The sequence below is a fragment of the Altererythrobacter sp. genome, assembly GCF_050299635.1.
GTDB lineage: Bacteria > Pseudomonadota > Alphaproteobacteria > Sphingomonadales > Sphingomonadaceae > Erythrobacter.
In genome coordinates this window covers 1-20,894 of record NZ_JBNKWF010000031.1, presented here as the reverse complement: position 1 = coordinate 20,894, position 20,894 = coordinate 1, and the positions used below count along the sequence as shown (strand labels likewise).

Annotated in this window: 24 protein-coding genes and 1 tRNA gene; 7 read left to right on the top strand and 18 right to left on the bottom strand. The window is 60.6% G+C overall.

Translation table 11 applies throughout. The features are described from left to right. Positions 1-2: 2 nt before the first annotated feature. From ACQY6C_RS13645 to ahcY, 5 genes are all read right to left on the bottom strand, one after another. A complete protein-coding gene (locus ACQY6C_RS13645; protein WP_427969639.1) occupies positions 3-728 on the bottom strand; it encodes a nucleotidyltransferase family protein in 726 nt (241 codons plus the stop codon). Next, positions 725-1,723: an aminoglycoside phosphotransferase family protein gene (locus tag ACQY6C_RS13640; RefSeq protein WP_427969637.1), complete on the bottom strand. Its 999-nt coding sequence runs from the start codon at positions 1,721-1,723 to the stop codon at positions 725-727. Before ACQY6C_RS13640 ends, ACQY6C_RS13645 begins: the two co-directional genes overlap by 4 nt. Continuing rightward, positions 1,720-2,163 carry a tRNA (adenosine(37)-N6)-threonylcarbamoyltransferase complex ATPase subunit type 1 TsaE gene (gene tsaE / locus ACQY6C_RS13635; RefSeq protein ID WP_427969635.1) on the bottom strand — a complete coding sequence of 148 codons (444 nt, stop codon included), beginning with the start codon at positions 2,161-2,163 and terminating at the stop codon, positions 1,720-1,722. The genes ACQY6C_RS13640 and tsaE overlap by 4 nt, the downstream gene beginning before the upstream one ends. Beyond that, the gene (locus ACQY6C_RS13630) at positions 2,160-4,499 is read right to left on the bottom strand and encodes an ATP-binding protein (protein WP_427969633.1); all 2,340 of its coding nucleotides are present in this window, start codon (positions 4,497-4,499) and stop codon (positions 2,160-2,162) included. Before ACQY6C_RS13630 ends, tsaE begins: the two co-directional genes overlap by 4 nt. Positions 4,500-4,617: 118 nt before the next feature. Beyond that, positions 4,618-6,030, bottom strand: coding sequence for an adenosylhomocysteinase (gene ahcY / locus ACQY6C_RS13625; RefSeq protein ID WP_427969631.1), 1,413 nt, complete (start codon positions 6,028-6,030; stop codon positions 4,618-4,620). A 187-nt stretch (positions 6,031-6,217) separates the two neighbouring features. On the opposite strand from ahcY, the gene ACQY6C_RS13620 reads away from it, so the two are divergent. Then, on the top strand, positions 6,218-6,697 hold the full coding sequence (locus ACQY6C_RS13620; protein ID WP_427969629.1) for a peroxiredoxin: 480 nt from the start codon (positions 6,218-6,220) through the stop codon (positions 6,695-6,697). Between the two features lie 65 nt (positions 6,698-6,762). On the opposite strand, the gene ACQY6C_RS13615 is transcribed toward ACQY6C_RS13620, so the two are convergent. Beyond that, entirely contained in the window at positions 6,763-7,569 is an 807-nt protein-coding gene (locus ACQY6C_RS13615) for a class I SAM-dependent methyltransferase (protein WP_427969627.1), read from the bottom strand. A 100-nt stretch (positions 7,570-7,669) separates the two neighbouring features. Next, complete coding sequence (folE, locus tag ACQY6C_RS13610; RefSeq protein WP_427969625.1) at positions 7,670-8,278, bottom strand: GTP cyclohydrolase I FolE; 609 nt, start codon at positions 8,276-8,278, stop codon at positions 7,670-7,672. A gap of 156 nt (positions 8,279-8,434) precedes the next feature. Between folE and ACQY6C_RS13605 the strand changes: the two genes are divergently transcribed. After that, a complete protein-coding gene (locus ACQY6C_RS13605; RefSeq protein WP_427969623.1) occupies positions 8,435-8,833 on the top strand; it encodes a metallopeptidase family protein in 399 nt (132 codons plus the stop codon). 191 nt (positions 8,834-9,024) lie between these two features. Here ACQY6C_RS13605 and ACQY6C_RS13600 read toward each other — a convergent pair. Together ACQY6C_RS13600 and ACQY6C_RS13595 are read right to left on the bottom strand one after the other, a co-directional pair. Then, positions 9,025-9,101, bottom strand: a tRNA-Arg gene (locus ACQY6C_RS13600). 46 nt (positions 9,102-9,147) lie between these two features. After that, the gene (locus tag ACQY6C_RS13595) at positions 9,148-9,582 is read right to left on the bottom strand and encodes a (deoxy)nucleoside triphosphate pyrophosphohydrolase (RefSeq protein WP_427969622.1); all 435 of its coding nucleotides are present in this window, start codon (positions 9,580-9,582) and stop codon (positions 9,148-9,150) included. 81 nt (positions 9,583-9,663) lie between these two features. On the opposite strand from ACQY6C_RS13595, the gene ACQY6C_RS13590 reads away from it, so the two are divergent. Further along, entirely contained in the window at positions 9,664-9,852 is a 189-nt protein-coding gene (locus tag ACQY6C_RS13590) for a Flp family type IVb pilin (protein WP_427969620.1), read from the top strand. Positions 9,853-9,971: 119 nt separating this feature from the next. Beyond that, a complete protein-coding gene (locus tag ACQY6C_RS13585) occupies positions 9,972-10,151 on the top strand; it encodes a Flp family type IVb pilin (RefSeq protein ID WP_427969618.1) in 180 nt (59 codons plus the stop codon). Positions 10,152-10,230: 79 nt separating this feature from the next. On the opposite strand, the gene ACQY6C_RS13580 is transcribed toward ACQY6C_RS13585, so the two are convergent. From ACQY6C_RS13580 to ACQY6C_RS13560, 5 genes are all read right to left on the bottom strand, one after another. After that, on the bottom strand, positions 10,231-11,697 hold the full coding sequence (locus tag ACQY6C_RS13580; RefSeq protein ID WP_427969649.1) for a M48 family metalloprotease: 1,467 nt from the start codon (positions 11,695-11,697) through the stop codon (positions 10,231-10,233). A 108-nt stretch (positions 11,698-11,805) separates the two neighbouring features. Continuing rightward, positions 11,806-12,753: an acetyl-CoA carboxylase carboxyltransferase subunit alpha gene (locus ACQY6C_RS13575; protein ID WP_427969616.1), complete on the bottom strand. Its 948-nt coding sequence runs from the start codon at positions 12,751-12,753 to the stop codon at positions 11,806-11,808. A gap of 10 nt (positions 12,754-12,763) precedes the next feature. Continuing rightward, entirely contained in the window at positions 12,764-13,642 is an 879-nt protein-coding gene (locus tag ACQY6C_RS13570; RefSeq protein ID WP_427969614.1) for a tyrosine recombinase, read from the bottom strand. Beyond that, a complete protein-coding gene (locus ACQY6C_RS13565; protein WP_427969612.1) occupies positions 13,642-15,495 on the bottom strand; it encodes a hypothetical protein in 1,854 nt (617 codons plus the stop codon). Before ACQY6C_RS13565 ends, ACQY6C_RS13570 begins: the two co-directional genes overlap by 1 nt. After that, positions 15,492-15,680 (bottom strand): hypothetical protein, encoded by a 189-nt coding sequence (locus ACQY6C_RS13560; protein WP_427969610.1) that lies wholly within the window; start codon positions 15,678-15,680, stop codon positions 15,492-15,494. The genes ACQY6C_RS13565 and ACQY6C_RS13560 overlap by 4 nt, the downstream gene beginning before the upstream one ends. 38 nt (positions 15,681-15,718) lie before the next feature. Here ACQY6C_RS13560 and ACQY6C_RS13555 point away from each other — a divergent pair, with 38 nt between their 5' ends. From ACQY6C_RS13555 to ACQY6C_RS13545, 3 genes are all read left to right on the top strand, one after another. After that, positions 15,719-16,288, top strand: a complete 570-nt coding sequence (locus tag ACQY6C_RS13555) for a shikimate kinase (RefSeq protein ID WP_427969608.1) — start codon at positions 15,719-15,721, stop codon at positions 16,286-16,288. After that, positions 16,279-17,382 (top strand): 3-dehydroquinate synthase, encoded by a 1,104-nt coding sequence (gene aroB / locus ACQY6C_RS13550; RefSeq protein WP_427969606.1) that lies wholly within the window; start codon positions 16,279-16,281, stop codon positions 17,380-17,382. The genes ACQY6C_RS13555 and aroB overlap by 10 nt, the downstream gene beginning before the upstream one ends. Positions 17,383-17,455: 73 nt before the next feature. After that, the gene (locus ACQY6C_RS13545; RefSeq protein ID WP_427969605.1) at positions 17,456-18,856 is read left to right on the top strand and encodes a peptide MFS transporter; all 1,401 of its coding nucleotides are present in this window, start codon (positions 17,456-17,458) and stop codon (positions 18,854-18,856) included. On the opposite strand, the gene ACQY6C_RS13540 is transcribed toward ACQY6C_RS13545, so the two are convergent. The 4 genes from ACQY6C_RS13540 to ACQY6C_RS13525 form a co-directional block, all read right to left on the bottom strand. After that, positions 18,853-19,161 carry an excalibur calcium-binding domain-containing protein gene (locus ACQY6C_RS13540; RefSeq protein WP_427969603.1) on the bottom strand — a complete coding sequence of 103 codons (309 nt, stop codon included), beginning with the start codon at positions 19,159-19,161 and terminating at the stop codon, positions 18,853-18,855. The two genes, ACQY6C_RS13545 and ACQY6C_RS13540, sit on opposite strands and share 4 nt — an antisense overlap. A 49-nt stretch (positions 19,162-19,210) precedes the next feature. Beyond that, positions 19,211-19,609: a hypothetical protein gene (locus ACQY6C_RS13535; RefSeq protein ID WP_427969601.1), complete on the bottom strand. Its 399-nt coding sequence runs from the start codon at positions 19,607-19,609 to the stop codon at positions 19,211-19,213. 74 nt (positions 19,610-19,683) lie between these two features. Then, positions 19,684-20,055, bottom strand: coding sequence for a tRNA-binding protein (locus tag ACQY6C_RS13530; RefSeq protein WP_427969599.1), 372 nt, complete (start codon positions 20,053-20,055; stop codon positions 19,684-19,686). 1 nt (position 20,056) lies between these two features. After that, positions 20,057-20,894, bottom strand: an 838-nt coding sequence (locus tag ACQY6C_RS13525; RefSeq protein ID WP_427969597.1) for a biotin/lipoyl-containing protein, incomplete at its 5' end; no start/stop codon positions are given.

Here is a 20,894-nt window from a genome sequence, read left to right as displayed (position 1 = left end):
ATTCAGAAAACATGCCCACGCCCAAGCGCGTGTTCGGTAGGTCTGATCGCTTGCGGCGTGCCGACTTCGAACCACTCCCCGGTGAAGGACGCCCCGAAAAGCCGCCCTTCCTCTATCGCGCGATTCCACAGCACATTGGTCGAAAACGCACCTACGGGGGCATCGCGCAGCAGGCGATGCGAAACCAGCTGGATGCCGGTGTAGATGAAGGGAGCAATCCGGCCCGGTCTGCGGCGGCTGAGGCGTCCCAGCCCATCCATATGGAAATCCCCCGACCCATCGAAATTGGCAGCACGCGAATGCGGTACGACCAGCAGCAGCGCGTCCATCACCTCAGGATCCCAGCGCTGCGAGAGATCGTGGAAACCGCTGCGTGGCCCCTCCAGCCAGATATTGTCGGCATTGAGGCAGAAAAAGGGATCGGGCAGATGCGGCAGTGCCTTGACCATGCCGCCGCCCGTTTCGAGCAGTGCATCGCGTTCATCCGACACAGTAATTGCAGGCTGTTTGCGGTCCTTCACATGCGCTTCGAGCGCATCGGCGAGGTAATGCACATTGACCACCGCGCGCGCCACGCCCGCGTCAGCCAGCCGGTCAAGCGCATGGTCGATCAACGGCTTACCCGCGACCCGCACCAGCGGCTTGGGCTGCGAGGCAGTGAGCGGACGCATCCGCTTGCCCAGCCCTGCAGCCATTACCATCGCCGTATCGGATGCGAGTTCGCTCACGCGACTTTGCCCCCCAGTTCATCGCGCAATGCCTGCGGGATGTTGCTGTCAAACCACAGTGCGACAGGCGCGAGCGCCGGATGCGCCAGATCACGCTCCATCGCCTCCCATACGCGCGGGATCAGCTCAAGATAGCGCGGCTTTCCATCACGCTTGTAGAGCCGGGTAAAGATGCCAACTATCTTGGCGTTGCGCTGCGCGCCGAGCCTTGCATAATCGGCCTCGAATTCCGCGCCTATGTCCACGGCCGACAGATATCGATCGAGCATGGCGCGCTCCAATTCTGGTGAAACGTCGCGGCGCGCATCCTGCAACAGCGACACCAGATCGTAAGCCGGATGTCCCACCAGCGCATCCTGGAAGTCGATCAGCCCTTGTGCCGCCCCGCTTGCCGGATCGCCCAGCAGCATGATGTTTTCCGCATGATAGTCACGCAGCACGGTGACACCCGGCTGCTGGCGCGGAATTATTGGACCGAGCGCTTCGTCCCAGGCGGCGCAATAGCCTGCTTCATCGACAGAGAGCCCCATGGCGGGGCAATACCATTCGGTGAACACGCCAGCCTCGCGTTGGTAGACCTCCATGTCATAAGGGTGGAAAGGTCCGGCAGGCTTGCTGTGCAATTCTACCAGCGCGTCGATTGCGCCTTCATAAGCGGCTGTCTCGCTCTCAGGATGAAGGTCGAGCCAGTCTCGCATCCGGTCGTTGCCGAAATCCTCCAGTAGCACCCAGCCTTCCGCTGCATGCTCGGCCATGATCGCTGGTGCGCGCATCCCGTGTCCAGTGAGCCAATGCGCAACATGCAGGAAGGGAGCCGGATCTTCGTGCGGCGGCGGCGCATGCATCAGCATCGCCCTGTCGGCTCCACTGTCGCCAACACGATGAATGCGGAAATAGCGCCTGAAAGAGGCATCGCCGGGTATCGGATCGATATCCGCCCCCGCCCAGCCCGCTTCGGCAAGAAACTCGACTAACCCGTCCGGCAATTCGCTCATGGCAGGCGCTCTAGCCAATCGTTACCTGCTCCGACAATCGCTACCCGACCGTCATCCGCAAATTCCAGCGTGATCGAGAGGCATTGCGGCTCGTGAGCAAATCCGCCCGCCTTTTCCGGCCATTCGGCAATCAGCGCAGCGCCGTCACGATAATCGTCCAGACCAAGTTCCTCCACCTCTTCAGGCCGTTCGAGCCGGTAGAAATCCGCATGTACGGCAGGCACGCGCATCGCAGTGGCATCGTAGGTTTCGACAATCGTGAATGTGGGAGACGGAACCTCCCCCTTATGGCCCAGGGCATGCAGGATTGCGCGCGCCAGAGTGGTCTTGCCCGTACCAAGATCGCCGCTCAGCGCCACGACATCGCCGGCCCGCAAACGCGCGGCGATGCGCACGCCAAATGCCTCCATCGAATCAAGATCCGGCAGTTCAATCGTCACGGCAGGCGGATAATCGCGGTGGTGCCCGCGCCCTTCTCGCTCTGCATGGTCAGCGTGCCGCCATGCGCCTCGATCAATTGCCGCGCGAGGGGGATGCCAAGCCCTTGCCGCTTTTCGAGCTTGCCATCGGCCAGTTCGCTTAGGCCCCCAACCGCGCGGGCAAGCTCATCCGCGCTCATGCCTTCGCCATTGTCGGAGATGACGATCCGGGCCCCGTTTTTGCCCTTGGCCACATCAACCAGGATCTTGCCGCCCTCGGGCGTCGCCGCAATTGCATTGTCGACCAGATTGCCGATCACACGGCCAAGCTGGCGCTTGTCACCTTCGATCGCGCCCCCGGGATTGCCGCGCAGGTCAAGTGATATGCCCGCATCCACGATCGGCTTCTCGCGCAGGCGCACCACCTCGGCAACAAATGGAAGAAGTTCGAGGCGTTCCTTGCTGAGAGGCAGCAGGCCGGCCTCGCTCTGCGACAGGTCCAGCACGTTTTCGACCTGTTCGGTCAGGCGGGAGACAGATTCGAGGATCGCATCGGTATAGTCCTTGATCTGATCGGACACCGGGCCAGCCGCACCGCTCTGTATCAACTCCGCAAAACCGCCGATCGACGTTAGCGGGGTGCGGAATTCGTAGGACATATTTGCGAGGAAGCGCGCCTTGACCGCATCGGCCTCTTCCAGCGCGATGTTGCGTTCGCGCAGCGCGTTCTCGGCCATTTGCGAATCGGTGATGTCGAGCACAGTCAGCAAGCCGTTGCCATCGGGCAGCGGCACGCCCGCAAACTCAAGCGTGCGCCCGTCCGCAAGTTCGATCCGCCCGCCCTTTTCCTTGCGGTCCAGCGTCGCGGTACGGATGATATCGCCAATTGCCTTGACCTTGGCCGGTCGCGCCAGATTGGACGCAATCAGCTTGAGCAACTGGTCTGCACTGGGATGGGAATCGAGTTGATCCTCGGCAAGCCCCCAGGTTCCCGCAAAGCTGCGGTTCCATAGCTGCAACGAGCCGTCGGGCGCGAAAACCGCCAACGCTTCGAACAGGCTGTCCAGCATGGCGGTGCGGGTCCGCAGCAGCGTGTCGCGCGTGGCCGACAGGGCGAGTTGTTCGGTACGATCCTCTGCAATCAGCACCAGCCCGCCATCGGGCATCGGCTGAGCGACGATGCGCAAATGCGTGTTATCGGTCAGCGGCCAGGCCTCTTCCTTGGTATCGTGCGAGCCGAACCAGGCCAGGTGCTCACTCCGCCATGCCGGGAAATCGCGCACTTCGGGCGTGCGCCGCTTTTCACGCGCATCGCTGAGGAAGCGGTCAAACGGCAAGGCTTCAGAGATAGAGCCGAAGGAAAGGTCGAACTGGCGCAGGAATGGCTTGTTCGCAAAGACCAGCTTCTGTCCGGCATCGAATTGCGCGACCCCGACCGAAAGTTGATCGAGCATGGCGCGCTGCGCTTCGCGGAACGCGCGGAACTCGCGCGCCTGCTGCTCCATTTCCTCGATATCGATCGCGTAGCCTGCGACGCCTTCCTTGCCCAAGGGCAAATCGCTGACCCGGTAGGCGCGCCGCTCGCCATTTGCAGTGGCCGGCACGATGCGTTCAGCAGCCATGCCCTGCTGCGCCGCCTGCTGGGCGATCTGCGCGGGGCCAAGACCGTCAATTTCCTCGATCAGCTCGATCTGCTTGCGGACCACCTCTTCCGCATCGTCAACTCCGACCGCATCGACATAGGCGCGGTTGACCAGTCGCAGCTTGGAATCGGGCCCGCGAAACCACATCGGCATTGGTGCGGCTTCGATCAGGCCAACCAGTGCGGAGAAATCGCCACGAGCGCGCGTTGCTTCCTCTCGCAGACTGGCAAGTTCATGCTCGCTATCGGAGAAATCGAACACCCACACCAACGCTGCCCCTCCGGGCGAGACAGCAGGGTTTGCGAGCGTTCCGCGCAGCGCCAGGCTGCGTTTCGATCCGACCGGCGTGACCGCCATGCGAAACGGCGCGGCGGTCTTCTGCGTCTGCTTCACGGCTTTTGACAATGCCTCGAGCTGATCGCCCGACAACCCGCGACTGCCCCCTCCATCAAGCTCGCTGAGATATTGCGGCATTGAGTCGAGGCCGAGCCAGCCAGCCAACCGTTCAGGCGCTTCGATCTTGCCGTCCGCACGCACAAGCAAGGGAACCGCTGGTGCCTCGTCGAGCATCTTGCTCATTCGCTGCATGCTCTTGCGCATTGCGTCGTGCCGACGCGCATGGCGCGCCGAGCGAAGCATCAGCAGAGCCGCACCCACCGTCCAGGCCGCAAGCAGCAGACCAATAATCGCCAGAGCAGTGAGCGAAAGTTCCATGCATCCCAGCTATGCGTGGTGAGCCCCCGATGCAACTGGCCCACAAACGAAAAGCCCCCGCAAAAGCGAGGGCTTTCCCTAATTAGGCGACGAACCGTGCGATACGGCCCGCAAATACCTAATAACGATAGTGATCGGGCTTGAACGGGCCGTGTTGCGGCACACCGATGTAGTCGGCCTGCTTCTTGCTGAGTTTGGTAAGTGAAACGCCCAACTTTGCCAGATGCAACTCGGCGACCTTCTCGTCCAGATGCTTGGGCAGGACATGGACTTCCTTCGAATAGTCATGTCCGCGCTGCCACAGCTCGATCTGCGCCAATACCTGGTTGGTAAAGGAACAGCTCATTACAAAGCTTGGGTGGCCGGTGGCGCAGCCCAGATTCACCAGGCGGCCTTGCGCCAGCACGATGATCTGCTTGCCATCGGGGAAGGTCACAAGGTCCGTGCCCGGCTTCACTTCCTTCCACTCGTAGTTGCTGAGCGCGCCGATCTGGATTTCGGAATCGAAGTGACCGATGTTGCACACGATGCTCATCGGCTTCATCGCCTTCATATGCTCTGCAGTGATGACGTCTTCATTGCCGGTAGCGGTCACGAAGATATCGCAGCGTTCAACCGCTTCATCCATGGTGACGACTTCATAGCCTTCCATCGCCGCCTGCAGGGCGCAGATGGGATCGATTTCCGTCACCATCACGCGCGCGCCGCCCTGGCGCAGCGAATCCGCACTACCCTTGCCAACGTCGCCAAAGCCGGCAACGCAAGCAACCTTGCCGGCCAGCATCACGTCGGTCGCACGGCGGATCGCATCGACAAGCGATTCCTTGCAGCCATAGAGGTTGTCGAACTTCGACTTGGTGACGGAGTCGTTCACATTGATCGCAGGGAACGGCAGATGGCCGTTCTTGGCAATCTGGTAGAGACGGTGAACGCCAGTGGTGGTCTCTTCGGAGACGCCCTTGATCGCTTTCACACTGGCGGTGAGATAGCCGGGCTTGCGAGCGATGAACTCTTTCAGCGCACGCTGCATTTCGATCTCTTCGGCGTTGGTCGGCTCTGGCATGGTCTCGCCCGCTTCCAGACGCGCGCCCCACAGAGCGAACATGGTGGCATCGCCGCCATCGTCGAGGATCATGTTGGCGGTAAGGTCAGGCTCATTTTCGCTCGACCAGTCGAAGATGCGACCGACATAGTCCCAATACTCGCCCAGGCTCTCGCCCTTGATTGCAAAGACCGGAATGCCGCGCGCGGCGATCGCGGCGGCTGCGTGATCCTGCGTGGAGAAGATATTGCAGGTCGCCCAGCGCACGTCCGCGCCCAGTTCCACCAGCGTTTCAATCAAGACCGCGGTCTGGATCGTCATGTGGAGCGAGCCAGTGATGCGTGCGCCGCGCAGCGGCTTCGAGGCACCGAACTCTTCGCGCAGCGCCATCAGGCCAGGCATTTCGGTTTCAGCAATCCTGATCTCGTCGCGCCCGTATTCGGCAAGCGAGATGTCCTTGATGATATGGTCCTGGCTAGCTTCGGCCACGTCTTTCTCCTGATATCGGCAATAGTCGGCGAGCGAAGGCACGCCCGCAATTTCTGAGCCGCGCCTCTAGCGGCTGGCCCGTCGCGAAGCAAATATAAAGCGATCTTTATATCTTGCATTGTTGCGGCTCGCTGCGAAGGCCCTATATCGGACGCCAAAGGACGGGATTACGAAAGGAAATTACGCAATGACAATCTCGGTTGGTGACAAGCTTCCGGAAGTTACTCTGGTCAAGGCGACCGAGGCCGGGCCCGAACAGGTGAGTTCCAGCGACTATTTCGCGGGCAAGAAGGTCGCGCTGTTTTCTGTCCCTGGTGCGTTCACGCCGACCTGTTCGGCGCGCCACTTGCCCGGTTATGTCGAAAAGGCAGCCGAACTGAAGGCCAAGGGCGTTGACGAAATTGCCTGCACAGCGGTGAACGACGCATTCGTGATGGGCGCGTGGAACCAGGCCGCTGGATCGGGCGACATCACCATGCTCGCGGATGGCAATGGCGATTTCGCCGAAGGTGTGGGCCTGACCATGGACGGTTCTGGCTTTGGCCTGGGAAAACGCGGTCAGCGCTATTCGATGATCGTGGACAATGGCGTCGTTACAGAACTCAACGTCGAGGCGCCCGGTGATTTCTCGGTCTCAAGCGCAGAGCATATGCTCGGCCAGCTCTAAGCCCCGGCAAGACACGCAAAATGAAAGGGCGCCCGCTGCGGCGCCCTTTTTGTATCTGCTTTCGCTCAGGCTGATGGATTTCTCGCGGTTATAAAGATCGCCTGCAGCGGCATGGACTCGCCCAGGCGTTCATCCAAAGATTGCGCGATTCTCTTGCCTACCGCCTCAGGATCGACGCCACGTTCCTTCAGCTCGTTGAAAAGCGGATTTCCGTGGACGATCCCGTGAGCGAAGAGGTCTATGTCATCCAGCACCCGCTGGTGAGGCAAGAACTCCACGTTCCATTCTTTGAAGCCAGCGCTGCGCAGATCCGCTTCGATCGCTTCAACGTCGCTATAGCTGAAAGGAACCTTGTAGAATCCCGGCGGGTCGTCTCGAACAAACTCTGCGCCCACATCATGGACGATCTCGGCAAAGGGATTGGCCTTCCAACTGTCCCATACGCTGAACAGATAGGTCCCACCGGGCTTCAAGACCCTCAAGGCTTCCCTGTAGCCCGCCTGGCGATCCGGAAAGAACATGACCCCGAACTGGCAGACCATTGCATCGAACATGTTGTCCTCAAACGGCAAGTCGCATGCGTCGGCAGTCCCGAACTCTATTGCCCCGATGCCGCTTAGCTTTACCGCGGCATAGTCAAGCATAGGCTGGTTCAGGTCAGTCGCGGTCAGCGCGCAACCCGATGAGAGGCTCTCGCGAAGGTAGCGCGTAACGATGCCTGTTCCAGCGGCCGTTTCGAGAACCGATTTGGGGTCGAGCGCCGCACAGCGATCCGCCATCTGCCGGGCGTAGTAATCGAAAATGTATGGCCCCAGCCCCCGGTCGTAATTCTCCGGCACATTTCCGGAAAAGCGTGTTTCAAGCTGTGCCATCGGTCAGTCCCCTTGTTCAGCGGGGTATCTAACACGGGACAGGCGGCGCGACCAATCGCCCGCCAACAGGAGACTGTTCTGATGCTGTCCTCGGCCGGACCTAATAGCCCATCAGGCTGAGCACTTCCTTGCGGCTGCGTTCGTCATGCAGGAACGTGCCCATCATCTGGCTGGTGACCATACTCACGCCGGGTGTACGCACGCCGCGACCAGTCATGCAGCCATGCTCAGCCTCGATCACCACCGCCACTCCCTTGGGTTCAAGGTGATCCCAGATACATTGTGCGACTTCCGCAGTGAGCCGTTCCTGGATCTGCAACCGCCGGGCATAGCCGTGCAGCACGCGGGCGAGCTTGGAAATGCCCACGACATGCTTGTCCGGCAGATAGGCAATCGCGGCCTTGCCCGTAATCGGCGCCATGTGATGTTCGCAGTGGCTCTGAAAGGGAATGTCCTTGAGCAGCACGATCTCGTCATAACCGCCCACTTCCTCGAACACACGCGAGAGATGGACGGACGGATCTTCCGCATAGCCCTGGCAATATTCGAGCCACGCACGCCCGACCCGCTTGGGCGTGTCGAGCAGGCCCTCACGCTTGGGATCGTCCCCTGCCCATTCGATCAAGGTGCGGATCGCATCCTGCACCTGCTCAGGCACCTCGGGCTTGCCGAGCGGGTTATCGTCATCGGGATCGATATCGCAGCTCAAAACCTTCCCTTTCGTTTCAGCCCGTGCACGCCGGCACCTTTGCCCCCCTTTGCGGAAAATTTTCCTGATGGCAAATGCCCAGAGCGCATCCCTCGGCCACCGGTACCACAAGTAGCGAGCCTTGCCCTGGCGCGGCACGGCCCCCATCTCCCGTTGATGGCGGATTTCTTCCATGGCCCCGATCGCGCTGCCTTCGAAGCCTATGCCCGTGCAACATTGCGGCAGATGCCGGCGGCGTTTCAGGAAAACCTGCGCGACGTGGTGCTTAAAATCGAAGAGTTCGCCACCGCCGAACAACTCGCATCCGTCGGACTCGATGATAAATGGCATTTGAGCGGCCTGTATGAAGGACGACCCCTGACGCACAAGTCAGTGTGGGAATCGGGCTCGATGCCGCCGATAATCAGTCTGTTTCGTCAACCCTTGCTGGCCGAAATGCATCAGACCGGCGTCTCGCTGGAAGCGATCGTCCGGCATGTCGTCGTGCATGAGGCCGGGCATCATTTCGGATTTTCAGACGAAGAGATGCATGCGCTGGAGAGACGAGTGCGATGAGCTGGAACCGCAGGTACTTTGCCAATCCGGTGCGCGACTAGCGCGCCGCAAGGCCGATTGGCCGCCCGTAGCGACGCGACCGTCAGGTCGTGTAGGCGAGGAAAGCCAAGCGAGCGGATGCGAGCGCCGACGTTTGTGGCAATCCGGTCCCCCGAACCAAAAAAACCCACCCCTTGCGGGATGGGCTTTCTTGGCGCGCCAGGAAGGATTCGAACCTCCGACCGCCTGATTCGTAGTCAGGTACTCTATCCAGCTGAGCTACTGGCGCGCGTGAGGGGCGGCACATAAGGGGGCTTCGCCAGCTTGGCAATCCCCTATCCAGCCTCTTTGGCAAACAAATGTCGGCAGAGTGCAATGTCGAGCGGCGGACGCGCGAGTTGCTCGATCTCCGCGGGAACGAACCAATCGATCGCACCGCCTTCATGCGCAAAGGGTTCTCCGGTCCAATCCTCGATAGTGTAAAGAAGAATGACAATCGGCTTTCGTATCCAATCTGTGTGTTCCGCACGCGATTCCTGAGCGAACCCGGCCGGAGTCGACACACCGGGCGCGATCACGATCCCCAATTCCTCATGTAGCTCGCGAATCAGCGCTTCCTCGGGCGATTCACCCGGATCCACCTTCCCACCGGGAAACTCCCATAACCCGCCGTGGTGCTTTTCAAGCGGCCGCCTGTGCATCAACCAGCGCCCCTGAGAATCGCGCAGCGCGCCCGCGACTACCGCCTGCCATGTCGGATTATTTTCCATCTCGAGGCTGTCCTTCAACCATTTCTTAACTTGCTCAGCTTCAAAAGCGCATTTGTCAGGAACGTGTCGGTGGAGTTCTCCATGATTACGAGAAACATTCTTAGGGCTATCGGCAACGACAGCACTGGATCGACCGCCATCGAATACGGCCTGATCGCGAGCTTGGTCGTGATTGCGTGCATGGGTGCCATCGATTCCGTTGCGGATGAGAACACGGGCATGTGGGCGTGGGTCAAGGCCGATGTCTCAAAGGCGATGGATAAGAAGTAACCATTTCGAAAGGTCCTGAATTAGGATTTTCTCAACGGCTGCGTCCTATCCCCACATTTGTCTGTTCGCGAGTTTAACGGGCGGACACGGGTACCGAAGACTGAACCAGGAGACTGAAAATGAAGTTCATCAACAAGATGCTCCGTGACGAGCAGGGCGCAACCGCCATCGAATACGGCCTGATCGCTGCTCTGATCGCTGTTGCTGCGATCACCGCAATGCAGAGCCTCGGCAACGAGCTTTCCACGACCTTCAACACCGTGTCGAGCACGATGAAGGACGCTAACGCCGCTGCCTAATCGCTTTAGATTAGACCAGAAAGAAGCGGCGGGATTTTCCCGCCGCTTTTTTTGTGCCTGCAATCGGAAATCTTACCATTCAGCGGGCCCGCACCACGATCTTCACTTTCTGGCCGGCCTGCAACGTGCTGGAGGAACCGAGCGCGTTGAGCACGCGAAAGCGGGCTTCCTGATTGTCGCTATAGGCCATCCGCCTGGCGAGCCCGCTCACCGTGTCGCCACTTCTTACGGTCACCACATCGATCCGCCGCGGGATTACACCTGCTGCTTCAGACGAGCTGACGCGACGCATCGAATTGAACATCGCTGAAAACACGTTCGATCGTCCTGCCGGCGTTATTGCGGTAAAGTGATAGGCACGGTCTTTCGCAAACTCATAGGCGAACACCACAACATCGACCTGGCTGTTGCCATTGTTGACCCTCGCCATGCCATAGGCGGCCGGAATGCCATTCACAGTCGTGCGCTGCATGCTTGAAGGTGCCAGCTTCTGCTGCTCTCCACCCAGCGCCGCAAACTGCTGCCGCACATAAGTTTCGAGATTTCCGCCATAGGACGCGAGCGAAAGCTGCGCCTTGCCGCTTTGCCCGTTGACGCTCACCGAACGCGTACCATTGAGCATGTAAAAGCCCTGCGGCGCGGTAAAAGCCAGCCGCATTTGCGGATGAATGAAGGTGCTTCCCTCGATCACGCCTTGCGCCGGATCGTCTCCATATAGCAGTCCATCGATCCGCGACATGAAGGTGTCGCGATTCGTGATGCCTGTTCCGAGCGGCTGGGCCTTGGATAGCGCCGTTTGCACACGGCTCGCCGGATCTGGGTGAGTTGAGGCCCATTCTGGCATCCTTGCGTCACCGCGTCCCTGCAAGCGGGCATCGAGCGCGTTCTGTGCGGCCAGACTGTTCAACACGGTCGACATCGCACGTGGATCGTACCCCGCCTTGTCGAGATACTGGATGCCCAGATCATCGGCCTGCAATTCCTGGCTGCGCGAGAATTTCAGCGTCAAGAGCTGGGTATATTGCGAACCCTGCTGGATTAGCCCGCCGACTTGACCACCCACGACCGATCCCAGCACCTGGCCGAGAACGCCCAGCAAGGCATCGCGCTGTGCGCGCTGCTGCCTGCGCTGCGAGTGGCGCGCAGCAACATGCGCGACTTCGTGACCCAGAACGCCGGCCAGCTCAGCCTCATTGTTCATCAGTCCGACGAGCTGACGTGTGGTGTAGATATAGCCGCCAGGAATGGCAAAGGCGTTGTTCACCGAGCTATTAAGCAGCGAAACGGTGAAGGAATCGCGCGCATTGCCCAAGCCGGATTGAACGGCGATGTTCTTGCCCACGGAAGCAACATAGGTGGCCTGAGTGCCGCTCATTGCACCGCCGAATTCAGCCAGGAGCTGGGGGTGAGCCTCGGCACCCTGTTGAGCTTCTGCCTGGGTAATCGGAGTGGAAGCACTGGGTATTTCACCGCCGCCCATGCACCCGGTGAGCGTGAGTGCGAGCGGAGCAACTGCTGCAAGCGCCAGCGATTTGCGCGAAATCATCATGTTCAATTCGACCTCCTGCATCCTCGGCAGCGTCCACCAATCGCTGCATTCAGCCTGTCATCCTATTCGCGCGAAAAACGCGAACTGTCACAGGCTATTAGAGCATCAGGTGGTGCCGATTTGCAAGAATCTCTCTTCGCGCATTTTCTGCAAGGCTTTCGGCGACAGGCCGTCGAGCGATTTCAGCTCTTCGCTCAGTGCTTTCGCAAGCGAAGCGGCAGCCGCGGACGGATCGCGATGAGCACCGCCAACCGGCTCCTTGATGATCCGGTCGATCACCTTGAGCCGCTTGAGATGCTGCGCGGTAACTTTCATCGCTTCAGCCGCATCGGGCGCCTTTTCAGCCGTACGCCACAGGATTGACGCACAGCCTTCGGGCGAGATCACCGAATAGACAGCATGTTCGAACATCAGCACACGCTCGGCGCTCGCCAGTGCGACAGCGCCGCCGGAACCGCCCTCGCCCACGATCGTCGCAACCATCGGAACCGGCAGCGCCAGGCAGGCTTCAGTCGAACGGGCGATAGCTTCGGCCTGGCCGCGCTCTTCCGCTTCGACACCCGGAAATGCGCCAGACGTATCGACCAAAGTGACCACTGGCAGGCCAAACCGCCCTGCAAGTTCCATCAGGCGGATTGCCTTGCGATAGCCTTCCGGCTTTCCCATCCCGAAATTGTGCCTGATCCGCGATTCGGTGTCATTGCCCTTCTCGTGGCCGATCAGCATGACCCGGCGACCGTCCAGCCGCGCAAATCCGCCCATGATCGCTTCATCTTCGCCGTAATAGCGGTCCCCGCCCAAAGGCGTAAAATCCTCGAACGCAAAATCCACAAAATCGCGGAAATGCGGGCGCTGTGGATGGCGGGCGACCTGAGTCTTCTGCCACGGCGTCAGCGAAGCATAGGTGCTGGCCAGCAGGTCCGCGCTCTTTTGTTCAAGGCGCTTCAGTTCGGCGGCGATATCAACCTCGTCACCCACGGCAGCGGCGCGCAATTCTGCGATCCGCTGATCAAGCTGGGCAACGGGCTTCTCGAAGTCGAGATAGGCGTTCATCGCAATTGCGCTAACCGGATGTGCCGCTTCGGGCAAGAGGATGACGCGTATTCACCAGAGCAACCAGCCGCGCGGCATCGACATGGGTATAGATTTGCGTGGTGGAGATGTCTGCATGGCCCAGCAGAGTCTGCAACACGCGCAGGTCCGCCCCGCCCTCGAGCAGATGCGTCGCAAAGGCATGGCGCAGAACATGCGGGCTAACCGATTCGGGGGGAATGTCCGCCCGCACGGCCAGCTCCTTGAGCATCTGGAAAAGTCTTACCCGCGTGAGATGCTTGCCGCGCGAGGGGAACAGGAATCGGGAATTATCGCCACGCACATCCAGCCAGCGGCTTAGCGCTTCGCGCGCACGGTCGCTCACAGGGACCATTCGCGCCTGCCCCCCCTTTCCCATGACAGTAAGCATCGGCGCATCACGCGGGACAGCGCTGACGGGCAGCGAAACCAACTCCGTCGCGCGCAATCCCGAACCATAAAGCATTTCCAGCAGCGCAAGCTGGCGCACCGCATTGGGTTTGCCACTCTCGGCCTCCAGCTCGGCGCGCTCAAACAGCCTGTCGACCGCGTCGTGCGACAGCACCTTGGGCAGCGGTCTTCGGGCAGAAGGCCGCGGCAATGCGCCTGACGGATCGTCCTGACGCCAGCCTTCGTCGAGCGCGAAACCAAAGAATTGCCTCAGGGCCGAGCTTTTGCGAGCAACCGTCGATGGCGCCAGGCTGGCCCAGGCTCCTGCCAGCCTTGCCACGGACTCGCGACTTGCCGAGGAAAGATCGCCGATCTCCGCTTCAGCGCCATCCAGATCCCGGCGATAGGCCGCGATAGTGTTGGCTGCCGCGCCTCGCTCTGCGGCGAGCATGTCCAGGAATGCCTCGACGGCGGCAGACATCAGCCGCGCGCAACCGCCTCCGCCGCGATCATCCGGGCTTCGGCATTCAGCCCGACCCGGTTCAGCGCGGAGACAATATGGTAAAGGTGCATTGCTGTCATGCGGTCCCACCCGCTTCCTTGCATTCCAAGACCGGCGAGCAAGGCGACGAGTGCCCGGTTGTTCACTTCGGCTGCGCGATCGATCGTCCGGCTCCACTTGCTCTGGCGCGAAAGATCAACTTCAAGGCGCCCCGAGAAATCATTCAGGTCCTGGCGGTCTATCCGGCCCAGTCCCGCAAGTCCGGCAAGCAGGAAGCGCGAACGGCGCTGGTCCGCACTGCCATCGTCATCGATAAAGCCGTCAATTCCCTCGCTCGAAACATTGCCGGACCTGTCGGGACGAGCAAGCATGAGCTGCGCCCAGCCATTGCTTCCCTGCTCCACGACGGGCAACCAGGTCATGGCATCGCGATCGAGCCCCGCTGCAAGCATAGAGGCAATCAGCGGTGCGGCCGAAGCCGCCATCCCGCTATCCGCAGGCATGCGAGCCGCCGCATAGGCTGTGAGCACGTAGCGTCCATAATTGCTCGCGCTGTCTCCGCCCCATATCGATTGCATCGCGGCAAGTCGCTCGGTCGGATCGCTGCCAACATAGGCATCCCGCAATTGCACGGCGCGATCGGCTTCTTCGCCTTCGATCGTGTCGTCGGAATATATCTGACTGTAGAGATCGACCATCGCTGCCGCCGAAAGCAGGCCATCGCTGGCCGCGCGGTCGGCACCGCGAGCGCGCAATTGCAGCGGCAACATCGGCGCGGTCGCCCAGATCCGCTGGTAATAGGGTGTAGCCTGCTCGATCAGACCATCGGGCAAATCTTCACCCACGGCATTGGCGAGCGCAAATCTCCAGGGATTGAGTTCCTCCACCCCATCCCATTCAATCTCGACCGCGCGCCTGCCGCGACCGGCAGCGCCTGCAAAGCGCTGAGCCAGCAGGACATCGATGCGAGGAATCCCGTTCTCGCGCTGCATACGGTCGAGCTGGGAGCCGGCGAGCGCACCCTCCCCGGCATAGGCGCTGCAAATTGCGCGCAGCATCTTCCATGTCGAATCGTCGCGCTCGCCACCCTGGAAACGCACCGCGGGACAGATGCCTACGATATCTTCCGTGCCAAGATAGGCGTTGAGCGCGGCATCAGTCAGCTTCTCGTCCCAATTGCCGGTATCGACATCCTGAACCAGTGCACGCGCCGTGGCATGTTCGCCCATCCGGTTAAGCGCAGCGGCACGAAGCGCCGCGAACTCGACCGGGTTCATCCCTTCTGGTGCGGCAAGCCGGCTAGCAAGCGCGCGCCGCATGAGCATATGCCCCCAGCGCGAAACGAACGGGCCGTCGCTTTCCGCCAGGATTGCTCGCACAAGCGCCGCGGGCTGCCTTGCCAGCGATCCTGAAGGCAATCCGCCTTCGGAAGGCGCAATGACGCCCACACGGGTAAGCGCGCGGCGAGCGGCAGGCGGAATATCGTATTTGGGCTTGAGCCCGAGCAGCTCGTCAAGCTCGTCCGGCGACATCGCTTCAAGCTCTTCAACCGAAGGGACAGAGCTCAGGTCAATATCGCCAAGATCGGGAATCGACTCTCCAGCGCCGGGTATCGGCTGCACAACCGGCCCGGTGGTGGCAGGCGCCGGTGTTGCAGGGCCTGTTGGTGCCGGGCCCGTGGGCGCAGCAGGCCGGGGAGCAGGTGCAGGCGAAGGTGCTGGCACGGGATCGTCAAAACCCGGTGGCAGCAGGGATTCAGGCGCATCTTGCGCCAATGCAATGCTCGCGCCCAGCGCCAGGGCAGCGCCGCCAGTCAAAAACAAGGCCCTCATTGGCCGCTCTCCGGCACGGGAATGTCCTGCACGATCGGTCGCAACGGTTCCTCACCGCCATCAAACCAGGCCAATCCCACAACTGCCAGAATTACCATAGTCACGATCAACCCGGTTCTCATGCGACGTGCAACCGGCACGCGATCCCCAACCATCGGCTGAATCGAATTGTGCTTGTGCGCCATATTGCGTCCGCCCTACCCCATCTATAGGCGGGACGGCAATGATCGAAGAACAGTCAACTCTCAACGATGCGGAGATCAAGCGAATTGCCGCCAGAATCGACCGGCCGATTGTGCTGGTAGGCCTGATGGGTGTTGGCAAATCGACCGTCGGGAGGCGGCTTGCCAGCCTGCTTTCACGCCGCTTCGTCGATGCTGATGAAGAGATCGAAGTGGCAGCACAGCGCACCATCTCCGAAATCTTCGAGGATTTCGGCGAGGAATACTTCCGCGATGGAGAGCGGCGCGTGATCGCACGGCTGATTGAACAGGATTCCTGCGTCATTGCGACCGGGGGTGGCGCTTTCGTCGATCCGGAAACGCGCGCCTTGATTCTCGATCGAGCGATCGCCGTATGGATTGACAGCGACATCGATACGCTGGTCGAACGGACGGGCAGGCGTAGCACCCGCCCCTTGCTCAAGGACGGTGATCCACGCGAAATCCTGACCCGGCTCTATGAAGATCGCAAACCCTTCTATTCGCAGGCGCATATTCGGGTGCTCAGCCATGACGGCCCGCATGTGCATACGGCGACGAACATTCTGGAGGCTATCGACGCATGGCTGTAATCCCGGTCGAATTGGCTGGCCGTAGCTATGAGGTACGGATCGGCAATGACCTGCTGCGCAATGTGGCGGGCCAATGCGGCGACTTGCTGCGCAAGCAGCGCGTGCCGGTTGTTACCGATGCCAATGTTGCCGCGCACTGGCGCGACACGATCGAGGCTTCGCTCTCTGCGGCGGGCCATGAAGCGCGGTGGCATGTGGTGCAGCCGGGCGAAGGTGCCAAGAGCTGGCAGGGCCTGCAGGCGCTGACGGACTGGATGCTGGCCGAAGGGGTCGAACGCGGAGATCATGTGCTGGCGTTGGGTGGAGGCGTGATCGGTGACCTGACCGGCTTTGCCTGTGCGATCCTCAAGCGCGGATGCGGCTTCATCCAGCTTCCCACTACACTGCTGGCGCAGGTCGACAGCTCCGTAGGCGGCAAGACCGCGATCAATACCGGCGCGGGCAAGAATCTGATCGGTGCATTTCACCAGCCGTCATTGGTGCTTGCTGACCTCGGCGCATTGAACACCCTGCCCGATCGCGAAATGCGCGCTGGTTATGCCGAAGTCATCAAATACGGCATTCTGGGCGATGCCGAGTTCTTTGACTGGCTCGCAGAGAATGGCACGGCAGTGCTCGCGCGCGAGCCCGATTCTCTCGAACATGCGGTTGCGACCAGCGTTGCGGCCAAGGCCCGCATTGTTGCCGAAGACGAGCGGGAGACGTCCGGCACCCGTGCACTGCTGAACCTGGGGCACACTTTCGGTCATGCGCTGGAGGCAGAGACCGGATTTTCTGACAGGCTGCTCCATGGCGAAGGCGTGGCGCTCGGCATGGTGCTGGCAGCGCGCTATTCCGCGCGGCGCGGACTCATTGCGTCCGAAACAGCGGATCGTGTCGCAAGCGCAATCGCCGCATCAGGCCTCCCATCCGAATTGTTCGAACTCGGCCTTGCCTGTGATGGGCGCACGCTTGCCGGCCACATGCTGCATGACAAGAAGATGGACGCAGGCACCCTGCCTTTCCTTCTGATCAAGAATGTCGGCGAGGCCTTTATGGCGCACGACGTGGCGCTGGAGGACGTGGCGGCATTCCTCGACGAGCAACTGGGATAGCGTGAAAATTGGGCAAGACATTCGCTCTGACGGTCGCTAACCGGTTGCAAAAGTAACTTTGGGGAGCGCCAGAATGACTACAGCCGAAGCCACGCCGGAACACCTCGACGAAACCGTCGAGCACGCCGATCGCGCGTTTCTGGGGCACCCGAAAGGCTTGGGCTATCTCGCGGTGGTCGAGGGCTGCGAACGCTTCTCCTACTATTCCATGCAGACGCTGCTTACGCTCTACATGGTCAATTACCTGCTGCCGCAACGGTTTGACGCAGTGGTGGGCCTCGAGTGGATGCAGCAGAATCGCTACGGCGGCATGGAGGGCCAGCCGCTCGCTTCAGCGATCTTCGGCGATTACACCTCGCTGGTCTATCTCACGCCGATTCTGGGCGGCATTCTTGCCGATCGCTGGCTTGGGCGGCGCGCCGCACTGATAGCAGGTGGCGCGATCATGGCGCTGGGCCATTTCCTGATGGCGTTCGAGGGCATGTTCTTTTTCGCGCTGCTCTCGCTGATCGTGGGCGTGGGCCTGTTCAAGGGAAATATCGCGAGTCAGGTGGGCGAGCTATACAAGGACGGCGACCTGCGCCGTGCGATGGCCTTCCAGATATTCTACATAGCAATCAATGTCAGCGTGATCGCTGCGCCGCTGATCGCGGGTACATTGGGCGAAAAGGTCGGCTGGCACTGGGGCTTCGGCACCGCAGGCGTAGTCATGGTGGCAGGCCTGGTGCTCTACATTCTGGCCGGGCCATGGCTTCCGAAAGACAATCGCCCGGCGAAAGGCGAAGCGGCAAAACGCGATCCGTTGAGCACCAATGACTGGTTCCGCATCCTTGGCGTTGTGCTGCTCGTGCCGGTGATGGCAGTCTCGCTGCTGACCAATCAGGAGATCTTCAACGCCTACCTCGTTTGGGCGGACCAGCACTTTCAGCTAACCTTCTTCGGCACCACACTGCCGACAAGCTGGATGATAACAGTCGATGCAACAGTCAGTTTCGGGATGCTGGTGGCAGTCGCAGCCTTCTGGAGCTGGTGGGGCAAGAACCATTGGGAGCCCGACGAACTGGGCAAGATGATCCTAGGCAGTTTCTTCACCATCGGCGGCGGGTTGTGCCTGGTGGTGGCGGCCGCGACCCAGGGTGACGGCAAGATCGGCCTGTTCTGGCCGGTCATGTTCCATGTCCTGAACTCGATCGGCTTCGCGCATATCCTTCCGGTCAGCCTGGCGCTGTTCACCCGGCTTGCGCCCAAGCAGATCAACGCAACCGTGGTCGGAATCTACTACCTGTCGTTTTTCCTCGCCAACCAGATCGTAGGCCGGGTCGGCGGCTGGTATTCGAGCATGGATACAACCCAGTTCTGGATGATTCATGTGGCCACCGCCGCCACTGGATTGGTAGCCTTCGTCCTGTTCAGGTGGTTCCTGGGCAAACGGCTGCTGAGCGCGGCGCAAGAAACGGAACCTGCCGTAGCTTAACGGTAGGGCTCGCAGGCAATTCCGTCATTGTCGCGGTCGAGCGCGGGACGGTAACCCGGTTCGCCCCTCCGCATCGGGGCGACGCCTGCGCGCCGAGCTTCGTCACAATTTCTGTAATAGGGCCCCGCTGGCGCGGATGATCGAGGCGGCGCTGCGACATTCTTGACGTGGCAGTGTCTCGCTCCAGCCTTGCGGTCGAAGTGGCAGCCATCGGAAGCAAGCCCGCCGGGATGAGCGAGAGCCGACGTACACTCCACACCAAAAACGGAAGCGATCAGCACAAATCCGGCGACGTAAGCTTTCACGCCAACTCAATCAGCTCCAAAGAAGACAATCTCCAGTCCTCCCTGAATCCTAAACCTTAAGTCTCGCCACGTTTTCGGCTCCTGCCAAAACCGTTTCGCGTTCGGTGATCATCGCATCATGCTCGACATAGAGCTTTTCTATCTCGGCACGCTTTTCCAACAGCGTATGCGCGATACCGGGCGCAAGGCTCTCTTTTTCGCCGATTTGTCCCAGCAAGGACGCCAGATCGCTACGCGTGGCTTCTTCAGGTGTCTTGAAGAATTGCCCCTTCCTGTCGAAGAAGCCCGTTCCTTTTCTTGCCATGTTTTGCCTCCAGTTTCTTCGGAAGCGACTCGAAGGAAGTTCAGCATCCCGCGAACGCAGGGTGATTACCAGTGGATTTACCACGATTTGCACACGTCTCTGCCAATTGTGCGCACAATGCCACAGCGACTGACCGTTTTTCATGCAATAGTGCAAGTATCGATCCGAACGACGGAATTTAGTTCCAACCCGCCTGCCGCCTGCGGTTCTGGATTGTCCTAAAACAGCCTCGCCCCATTCGGAACCCGCTGGTCCGGGGCGAACAGCACCACATTCCCGGCTTCGTCCGCAAAGCCCAACGTCAGCACTTCCGAGATTGCAGGTCCAATCTGGCGTGGCGGAAAATTGACGACCGCCGCCACTTGCCGCCCGATCAGATCCCCCGTGGTGTAATTTGCGGCGATCTGGGCGCAGCTTTTCCTTTCACCGATGGTCGGCCCGAAATCGATCCGCAGCCGATAGGAAGGCTTGCGAGCTTCAGGAAACTCCTCGGCCACGGTCACGGTGCCTATACGAATATCTGCCTTCAGGAAGTCCTCGAATGTGATCTCGGAGGCCTGCGGCGCAGAGGGATCGTGCAGGAGATGCATACTATTCCAGCTCCAGGATCACTGCATCGACCGCCAGGCTTTCACCCTCTGCCGCGTTGATCTTCGAGACGGTCGCCTGCTTCTCCGCGCGCAGGATATTCTCCATCTTCATCGCTTCGACTGTCGCAAGCGGCTGGCCCGGCTGGACCTCTTCGCCCTCCCCGACATGCAGCTTCACCAGCAGTCCGGGCATCGGGCAGATCAGCATCTTTGAAAGATCCGGCGGTTCCTTTTCGATCATGTGCTGCGCCAGATGGGCCACCCGCTGCGGCAATATCCGCAGGCTCTGCGTCGCGCCGCGCGTGGTGATGTCATAGCCCATGCGAGTGGGTTTGAGCTGGATGGTGAGCGCTTCATCGTCCAGCTCGAGATCGACCAGCACGTCACCGGGCGTGTAGTCGAAACTGACTTCGACAGCTTCGCCATCGACGGTGATCTCGTCTTCGCCGAGAGAAACTTCGTATTCCATGTCACCAATCTTCACCGACCAGTCGCCCGGCGCATAGAGTGGGCCGTCGAGTTGCTGGTCTATCCGCCGCGCCCGGTCGGCATCGGCGGTCGCAATCACGCCGCCCACCGCGGCCAGGCCGCGCAGCACCGCCTCGGAGGCTGGCGCACCTTCGAATCCGTCGGGATATTCCTCCGCAATGAAGCCGGTGGTGAGTTCGCCCGAGCGGAAACGCGGATGCTGCATGATCGCGCTGAGAAAGTGGATATTGTGCCCCAGCCCTTCGAGCCGGAAGGCGTCGAGCGCCTGGATCTGCAAATCCGCCGCTTCGTCGCGCGTTGTGCCCCAGGTGATGAGCTTGGCGATCATCAGATCATAGAACATCGAGACT